16 protein-coding genes are annotated in these 13,456 nt (G+C 39.7%); 11 read left to right on the plus strand and 5 right to left on the minus strand.

The genetic code is table 11. The features are described from left to right. Positions 1-9: 9 nt before the first annotated feature. Together AC1DOK_RS12780 and AC1DOK_RS12785 are read right to left on the minus strand one after the other, a co-directional pair. Positions 10-366: a transporter gene (locus AC1DOK_RS12780; protein WP_477554658.1), complete on the minus strand. Its 357-nt coding sequence runs from the start codon at positions 364-366 to the stop codon at positions 10-12. Positions 367-488: 122 nt separating this feature from the next. Continuing rightward, on the minus strand, positions 489-1,832 hold the full coding sequence (locus tag AC1DOK_RS12785; RefSeq protein ID WP_477554659.1) for a hemolysin family protein: 1,344 nt from the start codon (positions 1,830-1,832) through the stop codon (positions 489-491). 364 nt (positions 1,833-2,196) lie between these two features. Between AC1DOK_RS12785 and AC1DOK_RS12790 the strand changes: the two genes are divergently transcribed. From AC1DOK_RS12790 to AC1DOK_RS12815, 6 genes are all read left to right on the plus strand, one after another. Next, positions 2,197-2,427 carry a hypothetical protein gene (locus AC1DOK_RS12790; protein ID WP_477554660.1) on the plus strand — a complete coding sequence of 77 codons (231 nt, stop codon included), beginning with the start codon at positions 2,197-2,199 and terminating at the stop codon, positions 2,425-2,427. A 146-nt stretch (positions 2,428-2,573) separates the two neighbouring features. Continuing rightward, the gene (murI, locus tag AC1DOK_RS12795) at positions 2,574-3,365 is read left to right on the plus strand and encodes a glutamate racemase (RefSeq protein WP_477554661.1); all 792 of its coding nucleotides are present in this window, start codon (positions 2,574-2,576) and stop codon (positions 3,363-3,365) included. A 1-nt stretch (position 3,366) separates the two neighbouring features. After that, positions 3,367-3,915, plus strand: coding sequence for an NUDIX hydrolase (locus tag AC1DOK_RS12800; RefSeq protein ID WP_477554662.1), 549 nt, complete (start codon positions 3,367-3,369; stop codon positions 3,913-3,915). A 62-nt stretch (positions 3,916-3,977) separates the two neighbouring features. Further along, on the plus strand, positions 3,978-4,430 hold the full coding sequence (locus tag AC1DOK_RS12805) for an Rrf2 family transcriptional regulator (protein WP_477554663.1): 453 nt from the start codon (positions 3,978-3,980) through the stop codon (positions 4,428-4,430). Positions 4,431-4,649: 219 nt separating this feature from the next. Further along, positions 4,650-5,009, plus strand: a complete 360-nt coding sequence (locus AC1DOK_RS12810) for a YbaN family protein (RefSeq protein ID WP_477554754.1) — start codon at positions 4,650-4,652, stop codon at positions 5,007-5,009. Positions 5,010-5,031: 22 nt separating this feature from the next. Then, a complete protein-coding gene (locus AC1DOK_RS12815) occupies positions 5,032-5,529 on the plus strand; it encodes a YbhB/YbcL family Raf kinase inhibitor-like protein (protein ID WP_477554664.1) in 498 nt (165 codons plus the stop codon). Between the two features lie 65 nt (positions 5,530-5,594). Here the strand turns inward: AC1DOK_RS12815 and AC1DOK_RS12820 are convergent, their stop codons facing one another. Together AC1DOK_RS12820 and AC1DOK_RS12825 are read right to left on the minus strand one after the other, a co-directional pair. Continuing rightward, on the minus strand, positions 5,595-6,164 hold the full coding sequence (locus tag AC1DOK_RS12820; RefSeq protein ID WP_477554665.1) for an LOG family protein: 570 nt from the start codon (positions 6,162-6,164) through the stop codon (positions 5,595-5,597). Between the two features lie 90 nt (positions 6,165-6,254). Continuing rightward, positions 6,255-7,142, minus strand: a complete 888-nt coding sequence (locus AC1DOK_RS12825) for a LysR family transcriptional regulator (protein WP_477554666.1) — start codon at positions 7,140-7,142, stop codon at positions 6,255-6,257. Between the two features lie 113 nt (positions 7,143-7,255). Here AC1DOK_RS12825 and thrC point away from each other — a divergent pair, with 113 nt between their 5' ends. The 5 genes from thrC to AC1DOK_RS12850 all read left to right on the plus strand — a co-directional run bounded on the left by thrC (position 7,256) and on the right by AC1DOK_RS12850 (position 12,735). After that, a complete protein-coding gene (thrC, locus tag AC1DOK_RS12830; protein WP_477554667.1) occupies positions 7,256-8,527 on the plus strand; it encodes a threonine synthase in 1,272 nt (423 codons plus the stop codon). A 135-nt stretch (positions 8,528-8,662) separates the two neighbouring features. Then, entirely contained in the window at positions 8,663-9,874 is a 1,212-nt protein-coding gene (locus AC1DOK_RS12835; RefSeq protein ID WP_477554668.1) for a chromate transporter, read from the plus strand. Positions 9,875-9,933: 59 nt separating this feature from the next. Further along, positions 9,934-10,479, plus strand: coding sequence for a DUF1697 domain-containing protein (locus AC1DOK_RS12840; RefSeq protein ID WP_477554669.1), 546 nt, complete (start codon positions 9,934-9,936; stop codon positions 10,477-10,479). A 37-nt stretch (positions 10,480-10,516) separates the two neighbouring features. Beyond that, entirely contained in the window at positions 10,517-11,188 is a 672-nt protein-coding gene (locus AC1DOK_RS12845) for a hypothetical protein (RefSeq protein WP_477554670.1), read from the plus strand. Positions 11,189-11,439: 251 nt separating this feature from the next. Beyond that, positions 11,440-12,735 (plus strand): histidine--tRNA ligase, encoded by a 1,296-nt coding sequence (locus tag AC1DOK_RS12850; protein WP_477554671.1) that lies wholly within the window; start codon positions 11,440-11,442, stop codon positions 12,733-12,735. 78 nt (positions 12,736-12,813) lie between these two features. On the opposite strand, the gene AC1DOK_RS12855 is transcribed toward AC1DOK_RS12850, so the two are convergent. Then, complete coding sequence (locus AC1DOK_RS12855) at positions 12,814-13,386, minus strand: DUF2238 domain-containing protein (RefSeq protein ID WP_477554672.1); 573 nt, start codon at positions 13,384-13,386, stop codon at positions 12,814-12,816. Between the last annotated feature and the right edge of the window lie 70 nt (positions 13,387-13,456).

The raw sequence follows: 13,456 nt of genomic DNA on the forward strand, positions 1-13,456 counted from the left end.
GTTTCATTATTAAAAACAAGTGAATGATTCTATAAGTCTTAAATCAAATCCAGAATACATCCAGAATCTGCCGTTCCATCTATACCCAGCTATTGATGTGCGTCCAACAAAAATAGGGTAATACCAGAATTGTTGACCATTTGAGAGCCAGATATAGGTGTTACGGAATAAGCATCTGGCTATCGCACCAGGGTCAACTGCAAATGCAGAGGCAGCAGGTTTCTGTGGTGTTATTTGTGGAGGTGGTGAAGATGGACCCTGTTGTCCTTGCCCTTGAGGCGGTCCTTGAGGAGGCCCTAAAGGCGGACCAAAAGGTGATCCAGGTGATGGTCCGGGTGGTGGTCCAAAAGGTGGCATAAATACCATTCGATTTCACTCCTTTTAACTTGGGCTACCACATTGTATGCAAGGATGAATATCATGGATTGGACGGTGTCTAAATCATTAAAAAAGCCTCAGTTCGATAAATCCCGAACTAAGGCATGTTGTTAGCTATATTGATTTGCGGTTATATAGTTATCTTCAACTTCTGGTGTAGACTCTACGTTCTCCAATGTCACTTCAACCTTACGAATACGATTTTTACTCGTATCTCGTATAATCATACTAATATGCTCGTATTGAAGCGAAACACCTAGTTTAGGCTCCTGTACCTTAGTAAATACCCAACCACCAAATGTATCTACTTCTTCATCATCTAAATCAAGACCTGTCAAATCACAAAATTCATGCAAGGACACTTTACCATCTATTAGATAACTGTTATCTGATAGCTTCTCAATATCTTTGCGCTCATCAGCATCAAACTCATCTCGAATCTCACCAACGATTTCTTCTAGTATATCCTCAATCGTAATGATACCTGATGTACCGCCGTATTCATCGATCAGTAATGCAATATGCACCTGTTCTAGTTGCATACGTTTCAATAATGCTTTAACTGGAATTACCTCTGGAACTGTCAATAGAGGATGGATCAATTGTTTAAAATCAACATCAACATTTGCGTCATACTCTAAGAAAAGTTGTTTCGTGTTAATCATCCCGATAATGTTATCCTTACTATTCATTGCGACCGGGAAACGTGTATATTGTTCTTTACGAATAATTGCCATGTTTTCTTGCAGTGTATTATTTGTATATAAACAAACCATATCCATTCGAGGTACCATGATTTCTTTTGCCAACATCTCATCAAAAGCGAAAATTCGATTCACATAGCCGTACTCCGCATTGTTGATTTTTCCACTTTGATAGCTTTCTGACAAAATAATCTGGATCTCTTCTTGAGAATGGGCTTCTTCGTGTTCTTTGGCTGGCTTAAATCCGAACAGCTTAACTAGCATGTTAGCTGAACCGTTCAAGACCCAGATGAAGGGATACATGATTTTGTAAAAGTATATAATCGGTTTAGCTGTTGCTAAACTAATTGCTTCAGCTTTTTGAATCGCCACTGATTTCGGCGCAAGTTCACCAATAACAACGTGAAGGAATGTTACTGACATGAAAGCGATAATAAAAGATAGAATGCTACTTACTTCATTATTAATGTTTAAAACATCAAATACAGGTAGTAACAAGGCTTCAACGGTAGGTTCACCGAGCCAACCAAGTCCTAATGCTGTAATGGTTATACCTAACTGACAAGCTGACAAATATCCATCCAAGTTGCTTGTGACCTGCTGAACGGCTAATGCATTCTTACGTCCTTCCAAAACCATCTGATCGACTCGGCTTGAACGTATTTTGATGATAGCGAATTCCGTCGCAACGAAGAAAGCTGTCAAAATAATCAGTACTGCAACCATAAACAGATTAAATCCTATACCCATATAACTGTGTCTCATCCCTTTACAATTTTAATTTAGGTTCATATGAACTTATTTTACGAACTATGAGAGAATTAATCAAATGACTGCTTCCAACATATTAGACGGTAGCAGCACAATTAAACGCATTAAAGGTTCCAACTCCTATGTTTTCATTGATATGCTCTGCTTTACATGTGTTTATGAGGGATAGTAAGAATAGAATCACTATAGTCACTAAATATTGTAAAAAGATGGTAGGAACTAGTGTCTTGATTAGGGAGTGATAAGAAAAGATATGACTTACTTGAACAGGAAATGCCATGGATTTACCGAATAAGAAAGAATCAGAAAGGATGATTTCCTAAAATGAGATGGAGTGATTTGCATGAGCAATATTGATAAACGAAATCGTTTTGATGAAGAGGTATTCTCCTATAAATTGAAAAAAGATAATAAGATTTTTATTTATTGGCAAGGTAAACAAGTCATGATCCTCACGGGCAAAGCTAGCGAGAAATTTCTGAGCAGAATTCAAATGGCGGATTTTAAAGAAGCACAATTAATTATGGCTAAGGTTACTGGCAATTTTAAACGTGGTAATGAAAAAGGTAGATAAATTTAAATGAAGTCGTGCCTTGGGATACTTATGCAATTGGGTTTGGTTCAGGAAAGAAAAAGTCAGATTAATTTAACTTTTATATCAGATGTAGAGTCGTGTTAAAATACTAGAAGTATTAAAAAACATGACACAAGGTGAATGAAATGAAGATAGGTTTTTTTGATTCAGGAATTGGTGGAATTACTGTATTATATGAAGCGATGAAGCAGTTACCTAAAGAAAATTTCGTGTATTATGCAGATACATTGCATGTGCCTTATGGGACGAAGTCTAAGGAAGAAGTTAAGGAATTTGTTAAACAATCGGTAGATCAAATGGTGAAGGAAGAAATTAAGGCGCTTGTAATAGCTTGTAATACTGCAACGAGTATAGCAGTTACAGAGTTAAGAAGTACGTATGATTTCCCGATCATAGGCATGGAACCAGCGGTTAAACCAGCAGTAGAAATGAATCGTAGAACGGGGAAGCGAGTACTGGTTTTTGCAACACAATTAACATTAAAACAATCCAAGTACACCGAATTAGTCTCACGAATAGATGATCATTCGATTGTTGATTCAATTCCTTTACCGGAGCTTGTCGAGTTTTGTGAGAGCTTAAACTTTGATCATAATGTTATCGCGGATTATTTTAACAGGAAGCTGGCAGGTATGGATCTGAGCTTATATGGCACGGTTGTACTAGGTTGTACACATTATCCATTTTACAAAAACATTTTACGCAATCTATTGCCGGCTCATATCCGTATTGTTGATGGAAGTGTTGGGACGATACATAGACTTTCGCAAATATTGAGTGACATGGATATGCTGAATTCTGATGGAGGATCTCATCCGAAATTTCTATGCTCAAGTAATGATCATCATTATATTCATAAAATGGAGAAGGCATTAGAAATTTATCGAACAATGAACGTAAGTTCAGAGGGAAATTAGAATGAAATATAATATTTGTTTTATCCAAAGGAACGAACAGATCTTATTGCTTAATAGAGACAAGCCTTCATGGATGGGTGCATGGAATGGAGTGGGGGGAAAGTTAGAGCCTAATGAAACTCCACTAGCTTCAGTGAAGCGTGAAGTCTTGGAAGAGACAGGCCTAGTACCTAATAACTTTACTTTTAAAGGATTCGTCACTTGGCAGTCGGATCAGAATAAGAAATCTTTAGGTGGAATGTATTTATATCTAGCGAAGCTTGATAGTGATTCAATCTATGAGACTCCTGTTAAAACTACAGAGGGCATATTGGACTGGAAGGATGTTAACTGGATTTTACACCCAATGAATGTTGGAGTAGCATCACATTTACCCAAATATTTACCCTTATTATTACATGATGAAGGTTGTTTCAATCATCATTCCATATTTAGTAATGGCGTGTTGGTTGATCTGATCTCTAAACCAATCAGCCGAGACTATGAGAATGTTCAAGATCACTTATTGGATAAGCTTATCGATAGTGGAATAATAGATCCGATTCGTTGATTTGCTCAAAAAGGTCTGTAATGTGCTTATGAATGTTGCAGATAATAATGGAGGGACGTAACATGAGTACATCAAACCGCGGGCTAGCCATTGGTCCAGCTCGTTTAAGAATTGCTGTGCATGCGCTTGTTTGGTTAACACAAAGTGAAGAGAAGTTATCCAGCACAACAATCGCTAGCCAAGTCAATTCACATGCGACCTTCTTAAGAAGAGTCATGCAATCACTGACGCAAGCTGGACTTGTAGAAGCGAAGGAAGGACGGGATGGTGGTTATGCTCTTGGCAAAGCGGCACACCTCATTACTTTGGCAGACGTCTATCTTGCAGTAAAGACAGGATGTAAGGAAGTAGAACAAGACATTGATTGTAATGGAGAAGTATGTAAACAACTAGATCAAGTGTTAGAGAGCATCATGACAGATGCAGAGCTTCAAACCATTCAGCACCTTCGTCAAATTACGATCGAGGATGTCGTTGCTCAAATTGATTTCTTTGTAGATGTGACAAATGTATAATACGATCGATTAAACGAAAAAGAGACCAATCGGAATCGGGTATATAGTTGTTCGGTCGGTTTTTTTGTGATATTGATCATATTTTTGCTCGTCACAAATAAGTTATGATAATTCTTGAATAGAATGAGAATGATTCTAATTGTTATTTCTGTTAGGGTGGTTAATTGTGAGTGATAACAAGATTCTAATAACAAGTACAGGTAACGATATTAATTGAGAGTGAGAAATTATTTCCTTACTTTTATTGGGTTTGTATTTCTGGCATTTGGAGTAGTAGGTATTATCCTACCGATTTTACCTACCACTCCGTTTGTCATTGTAGCAGCTATTTGTTTTTCCGTAAGTAATAAGAAGTTTGAGAGCATGCTGCTAAAGAATAAATACTTTGGTAGTTATATCGAGAATTATAGGTACAAGACAGGTGTTCCTTATCATGTTAAAATTAGAGCAATTACGTTCCTTTGGGTAGGGCTCATAGCTTCAATGATCATCATTAGTAAAGCTCTGGTTATTGGAATACTAGTAATAGTAGGAATTAGTGTCACACTGCATATCCTTTTACTAAGAACCAAAAAATGAGTTTTTATTGGAGGAAAATATCATGAGAGTAACGAGTACCGGAATTGTCAAAGGAGTAATAGCAGATAAGTACGGGAAACGAGGAACCCAGTTTAGTCCTGGTGGAATGCCAACCTATTCTTTGCCTTTCAAAATAAGAAATTCCCACAAAGACACCGTTTCGTTCGCTATTGTATTAGAAGATAAGGACGCTGTTCCTGTTAGTGGATTCTCATGGATTCACTGGACTGCCGCTAATATTACCAAGTGTGAGCTTCAAGAAAATGAAAGTATAACGGAGACAGATTTTGTACAAGGGACTAATAGCTGGTCTGGTAAACTCGGCGGATTAGATCGCATGGAAGCAAGTGTGTATGGTGGCATGGCTCCACCAGATGCTCCACACACCTATGAGCTACATGTCTATGCGCTAGATACCGAGCTAAAGCTTCAACCTGGTTTCTATATGAATGAGCTTTATAAAGCGATGGAAGGTCATATCATTGAACAAACCACTCTGAAGGGGAGCTATTCCAACTGAGTGTAAATATGAAAGCCCGGTCCACTTGTGGATTCGGGCTTTGTTTATTCTGTATATGAAATGAATCATTTCGTGTAGCTTTTGACAGTAGGAGGTACATAGTTATCAAACTGATGCAGAAGATTTTCAGCATCTGTATCTACAATTGCCAAAGACTGATACTTAGGATGTAAGAAATGCTCTTTGGCCATATGATCGAATAAGGAGATTAGTGGATCATAATAATGATTAATATTAAATAATCCCATTGGTTTCTGATGCAAGCCAATTTGAGCCCATGTAAAGACCTCGAAGAATTCCTCCATAGTTCCTGGACCACCAGGTAGCGCAATAAAACCATCAGCTAGCTCAGCCATTTTGGCTTTACGTTCATGCATGGTGTTAACAACGAACATCTCAGATAAATTTGTATGGGCGATTTCTCTATCAATTAATAGTTGAGGCATGACACCAATAACATGCCCACCTTCCTGTAACACTGTATTCGCTACTGCACCCATAATACCAACACTAGCTCCACCGTATACAAGCGTAATTCCACGTTTTACTAATTCTTTCCCTAATTGTATGGCTCCTTCTGTATAAGAGCTTGATGCTCCGCTGCTAGATCCGCAAAATACTGCTATACGCTTCATCACAATTACCTCCACTTAGAATTCTATAAACAATCTTCCTATTATATTGTATTCGTAACAGAACCAAAAGGTATTGAAATTAGAAGATTATTACAAATCTAATTCTAATAGACTAAGGAATGCTTTGGCTTGTGGAGGAAGAGGATCACCAGAACGAATGCAACAAGAAATGACATTTGTTGCTTGTGGACCTTCAACCTGAAGTTGCACTAATGTTCTATTATAGATATATTCCCTGACTTCTATAGAAGAAGCGAGTGTTATCCCTAGTCCTGCAAGAACTGCACGAAGTGCTTCTTGTGGACCATTTACCAGAAGTGCAGGTGGTGGAGGTAGAACACCTGCTGTTCTACATAGAGTTAATAAGGCATCTCTTGTATAACTGCCTGGTTCTCTGAAGATGAATGGACATTGAACTAGCTCATCATAGGAAATAGTACGGCTTGCATAGGGATGATCAGGACGTGCAACAAACCAAAGCTCATCTTCTTGTACGATTGTGGAAATCAACCCATCTGGGAAGGTGTCATGATGACCGCCAATAAAGGTAATGTCAGCCTCATACCGCAGAAGCTTATCGAGTGCTGTCTGTTTATTGCTTGAAGACATGCTAACATAGACGTCTGGATAGGTAAGACGATATTCAACGAGCCATGAAGGCAATAAGTAATTGGCTGGCAAATAAGTAGCAGCTAATGTCAAATTGCCTATTGAACCACTCTGATATGCGATACATTGCTTATCAATGTCAGCTTCAAGAGCAAAGAGTCGATCTGCTTGCGTAGCTAACCATAATCCGAATTCTGTTAAGGCGATTCCTCTGCCGTTCGTACGAGTGAGGGGCAAGCCTAGTTCCTTCTCGAACTTGCGAAGCTGCATCGTAACAGCAGGCTGGCTAATGTTTAACTGCTCAGAGGCTCTTGATACACCACCCATAACGGCAATGGTATGAAATATGCGTAAACCATGTAGATTCATAGTACCCCTCAATATATAAATTTAGTTTATGTATATCAATATTATATATATTATTTTTATTATTTTCTATAGGTTAATGTAGAAGGAGGAACTAAATTGAAGGGGGCATTCAAATGAAAGAACAAGTACATCATGTATTACGTTGTATTGAATGTGGAGTGGAAGTGAATGAAGGCTGGCCAATCCGTTGTACATGCGGAGGTGTACTCGAGATTAAACGAGATTTAAGTAAGCTAGATGGTGATCAACTAAAGCATTTGTTCGATCGCAGATTAATGGAACGAGGGACTATTCACGCGAGTGGCGTTTGGAGATATCACGAGTTAATTGCTCCAGAATTACCTGAATTTTCACTAATCACTAGAGGTGAAGGGAACACCGGGTTATATGAATCGAAGACAAGTGCAGCGTATGCGGGACTAAAGGCAATTCAGCTAAAAGCGCAAAGTGAAAATCCGAGCGGTTCGTTCAAGGATAATGGGATGGTAGTCGTCGTATCGCATGGATTATCTTTAGGAAAGCAGATGTTTGCTTGCTCCTCTACAGGTAACACCTCGGCATCGCTTGCTCTTTACGCAGCATGGTGTGGTCTCACATCATTCGTATTCGCACCAGCACACAATATTTCTCCAGCCAAAATCAGCCAAACCGCTGCATACGGGGCCCAAATACTGAGATTCACAGGGACATATGATGATGGCATTCGTTTTCTAGAACAATGGGCAGACGACTTAGATTTATACGTATGCAACTCTCTGAATCCCTACCGGATCGAAGGACAAAAAAGCATTGTATTTGAACTCGCTCAGCAACTTAATTGGCAGATGCCGGATTGGATTGCAATTCCTGGCGGTGCTTTAAGTAATGTGTCAGCACTTGGCAAGGGTCTAGAAGAGTTATGGACACTAGGGATGATTGACAAGCTACCTCGAATCGCACTCGTGCAAGCAGAAGGAGCGAGCCCGTTCCATCGCATGGTACAAAGACAAGAGAGTAGGCTAATACCGGAAGCAAACCCTTATACGCGGGCTAGTGCAATGAATATTGGAAATCCGCCAAGCTGGAGAAAAGCATCGAGAGCCATTCAGCTTACACATGGTACGACGGTTGCGGTTAGTGATGAAGAGATTATGTTTGCTAAACGAATCATAGATCGTAACGGTATTGGCTGTGAACCCGCTTCTGCGGCAACTCTTGCTGGTCTCAAGAAATTACGAGCAGAGGGATTCATAGAAAAGGATGAAACAGCTGTATGTATTCTAACTGGACATCTATTGAAGGATATTGAAGCGCTACATGAGTTATACGAAAAGGACATGAGAATGACTGATGACTTAGAGCTATTAACTTTGTCAGTTGAAAGAGTGCGAAGTTTAATATGTTAGAAGTCTGATCATGCATCATCTAATAATAGCCGTTAGAAATTTAGACATATATTTTATTTTCTGAAAATAGTAGAATAATTCTATATATGAGAATCATTGAGTTAAGTTGATTTAATAACAGGAGGATGTAAGTGGGTGGAACTAAATCAAAACAGCCCTGAACATGAGCAGCGAAGTAAAATTAGTGCTCTACTGGAAGTATTAGTTGTATCCACTAAGCTTGGTTTAACTTCATTCGGGGGTCCGGTCGCTCATCTTGGTTATTTTCACAATGAATATATCCTTCGTCGCAAATGGATGGATGAACGAAGCTATGCAGATTTGGTTGCTCTATGTCAGTTTCTACCTGGTCCTGCCAGTAGTCAGGTCGGTATTGGAATAGGTGTTATGCGTGCAGGTATTCTAGGCGGTTTGACTGCATGGATTGGTTTTACATTGCCATCCATCTTGTTCCTTGTCCTGTTCGCTTTCCTTATGCAGGGATTTGATATACATGGAGCAGGGTGGATTCATGGTCTTAAGATCGTTGCAGTCGCAGTTGTCTCTCAGGCTATTCTAAGTATGGGAGTCAAATTAACGCCTGATCCCCAAAGAGCTACAATTGCGGTTATCACAGCTTCTATTGCACTATTGTGGCAAACAGCTTTCAGTCAAATTCTGCTGATTGCTTTGGCTGGATTGATAGGACTTATTTTATACAGGCGAACTATATTACCTAAAGCTCCTGATCTAAATGTTGTGATCAGTCGGAGATTTGCAGTGATATGCTTAATCACGTTTGGTGTTCTCTTGATTGGATTACCTTTGCTTCGGCAATTTACTACCAGTAGCTGGGTTGTTATGTTTGACAGTTTTTATCGGGCAGGATCATTAGTGTTTGGGGGAGGACATGTTGTACTTCCATTACTCGAAAGAGAAGTCGTTCAGACGGGGTTAATGTCTCATGCAGATTTCTTATCTGGATACGGAATTACTCAAGCAGTGCCGGGCCCATTATTTACTTTTGCTAGTTATTTAGGAGCGATGATGAGTGGGGTTACAGGAGCGTTAATCGCTACAATGGCTGTTTTCCTACCAGCCTTTCTATTAATCGTAGGCACACTTCCGTTCTGGAATTCCATGCGAAGAAATATTCATATGCAAGGCGCGCTTATGGGGATCAACGCAGCGGTTGTTGGTATCCTGTTAGCTTCACTTTATAATCCATTATGGACGACCTCTATTCTAAGTACAGCTGACTTTGCTCTTCTAACGATTCTGATTCTGATGCTCATATTCTGGAAACTTCCTCCATGGACTGTTGTTGTAGCTGGTGCGGTCGGCGGTATCATCATTGATTTCCTGTAAATTATCTGATTCGAAAAGCAATTCTTTAATGACGAAACGAACTGAAATGAGGTATACCTATGAACATTTACATTGCATTGCTGCGTGGCATTAACGTGGGTGGAAATCATATGATCAAAATGAGTGAACTGAAGTCTATGATGGAATCCATCGGAGTAAGCCGGGTGAAGACTTATATTCAGAGTGGTAACATCATATTCGAGTCAGTAGAAGGCGCTAAAGACTTGCAGCAGAAAATTGAAGAAGAGATCAAATTGGAATTTGGATTCTCAATTAGCGTTATCATCAGGACTTCAGAGGAGCTTAACCGAGTCATTAAGAACTGTCCATTTCGTGAAGATACATTGACAGAGGGCGAGGGTGTGCATGTTTCCTTTTTATCCAAAGCTCCTTCTGAAGAGAAAATCAATCTATTAATGAAATCTAGCAGCGATAAGGAAGAATTACATATTCAAGGTAAGGATATGTATTTACTCATAAGGCAAGGTGTGAAAAATTCGAAGTTATTTACGAATTTACATAAGCTAGGTATTCCAGCGACTGTACGTAATTGGAGAACAGTGAATAAGCTTGCAGCAATGGCTAATGAATTGAAGAACAGTTGAAATCACATAAAATCAGCTGATTTCTGGAGGTTATGTTTTGTTGAAAATCGGATGTTTTCATGCCCATTACTCGAATATCGAGCATATTGAAAGAGCTTTAGCCTTGTATGATGTGGAATTGATCCATTATGTAGATCCTGGCCTTGACCGAATGAAAATCGATGTAGATTTCAGTCAAGAAACCATTCATAAGAAAGTACATGAATCACTGGATTGGATTGTGAGGAGCCACGTAGATGCGATATTAATTACATGCACGTTCTTTACTGCTGCACTAAAAGAAGAGCATCTATACCCAGTTCCAATTATTAGAATTGATAGCCCTCTATTCCAAAAAGTATGTGAGACCGATCAGCCTAAGATCTTTGTATTCACAAATCCGAATACGGTTAAAGGTACTATGGACCAGTTAAACAAATATGCCCTTCGTAACGAAAAAGAGATTCAAGTAGAAACTAAGGTGATAGAGAACAGTTTTGAACTCATAATGGCTGGTCGTAAAGAGGAGTACATAGCATTAGTGTCTAGTGGTCTTCGGCAGATCGCAGTTGATAATCCTGACAAGCTCGTTATCGTCGCACAATTATCAATGGTACCTGCAGCGCAAGAAGTACAAAGCGAATTAGGCGTGTATATTGGGAATCACTTGATTGCTTTAGCTAGTCATCTGCAAGAAGTGCTGTACCTTGAGTTAAAACCAGTGGTGTAGAAAGGGTATCTATTGCATTTCATAATATCATTGGCTATAATTACCTTTAATTGATTGCCGAAGGAGACGAACTTATATGATTAAGCTTCTGTTCGTACAACTTCATCATCACAAAGAGCGTTAGCACACCTGTACATTTGACAGGGCGGGCTAACGCAATTCGCGCTAACCTCCCTGCGGCATACCACGCGCGGGACCATGAGGTCCTGCGCGTTTTTTATTTTAGCCAAATAAAATAAGGAACGAAAGGTATGGTTCGCATGCAAAATGTAAAGGGAACATTCGATTATTGGGGGACGGAGCAAGCGCTAAGACAGAAGGTTCAGAGGGAGCTTGAGCAATTATTTACAATCTATGATTTTGATTCCATGGAAACACCTATGTTAAATGAGCAGTCACTGCTAGCTTCTAAATATGCCGGTGGTGATGAAATTCTCAAGGAAATGTATGAGCTCAGTGACCAAGGGGACAGAAGGCTGGCACTTCGTTACGATCTTACGATTCCATTCGCCAAAGTCGTGGCCATGAATCCAAGTCTCCCATTACCTTTTAAGCGATATGAAATGGGCAAAGTATTCCGTGATGGGCCCGTAAAGCGAGGTAGATTACGTGAGTTTGTTCAATGTGATGCTGATGTCGTCGGAATAGAGGGGCCCCAAGCAGAAGTGGAGCTTATGCAGCTTGCGGTCGATGCCTTTAACCGGCTAGGGATCGATATTGTCATACGGTGGAATAACAGACGTTTTCTCCAGGATTTACTACTAAGTGTCGGTGTTTCTTTAGATTTAAGCTTATCTGTCATGCTTACCTTAGATAAGGTAGCTAAGATCGGCGTGACAGGGATCGAAAGTGAGTTGCTTGACAAAGGCTTATCCTCAGATCTGACCAACTCTGTCTTAGAGCTCATTCAATTGGATAACGCGAACGAGGAGCTGCTTATTGAGAAATACGAACTTTCGAATAGTGTAGGAGCGAAAGAAGTTAGAACTTTACAAATGATGCTAACTGAAACAGGCTTAAATAACACCTGTATATTTGATCCATTCCTCTCCCGCGGCTTATCTTTCTATACAGGAACAGTGTATGAAATTTTTGATAAAACAGGAGCATTTGGCTCAAGTCTGGGTGGTGGTGGACGTTATGATTCCATTATCGGCAAGCTCGTAGACAGGGAAGATATGAATTACCCAGCAATCGGATTATCATTTGGAATTGAATCGATCTTGGAAATTCTCAAATTACGACAAGTGAATCCATCTGAACAGGTAGTCCTCGTATTACCTATTGGAGATGACACCCTACTAGCAGCACTTCAAGTTGCATCTGCTTTTCGAAAAGCAGGGATACGGACACGAGTAGATGGTAGTAAGCGCAAGTTAAAGAAATCACTCGCTTCCGCTGCGGCCAAAGGAATTCGTTATGTGCTACTGATGGGGGAGGAAGAGACGAAGCTTGGTCAAGTGCGATTAAAGGACATGCTCGAATCAACAGAACTCGTTATTCCTGCAGATCAAGCTGTAATGATTATTGAAAAGCAATTGAAGTAAATAAACCCTATGCGACAAACTAAAACCACTTAAACAGGCAAACCACATGCATATGCATGTGGTTTCTCTTCTGTCTATTCATAAAGGATGTTTTTTTGATTTATAAGCCAAATATAAGACAGCACCAATTGCACCGATCGTTCCACAAATGATATCAATCATCGTGTCATTTAGGCTACCATTCTGAGAAGCAAGTCCGAATATGTGATCTGTAGTAAACTCATAAATTTCCCAGCAGCCTGCCATTGCAACTGAAAAGTAGAGAGCAAACCAGATGATAATCGAAGCAGGTAAATCCGTGACACCTTTTCTTTGCATCATGGACTTTATGAGATACACGCCAGCAAAGCAGAGAATGACGCCCGAGAGGAGATGCTCCCATTTATCTAAGAAGGGTATCACAGCATACATATTAAACAGGTTGGCAATGAGCATCGTGATCGCAATAAACAATAGCACCGAGAATCGAAGTGCAGACGGTAAGTCACTTTTGGTCCATTTAATTAAGCCTCGAAAGAGGAGTAAGACGGCAATAATCAAGCCAGCTTGAAAGCTCTTGCTATACACCCCTCGAATAGTGAAATAAATCAGGCATATACCACAAATGACATAAAGCATAATTTCGAAGATCGTATTTAATTTCTGTTTCATTATATGTTTAGGCCTCCGGTAGGTAATTCCTATAATTTCCCCATTAACACTTGCTCTAATACGACTTATC

Source organism: Paenibacillus sp. P5_B5, from assembly GCF_056400365.1.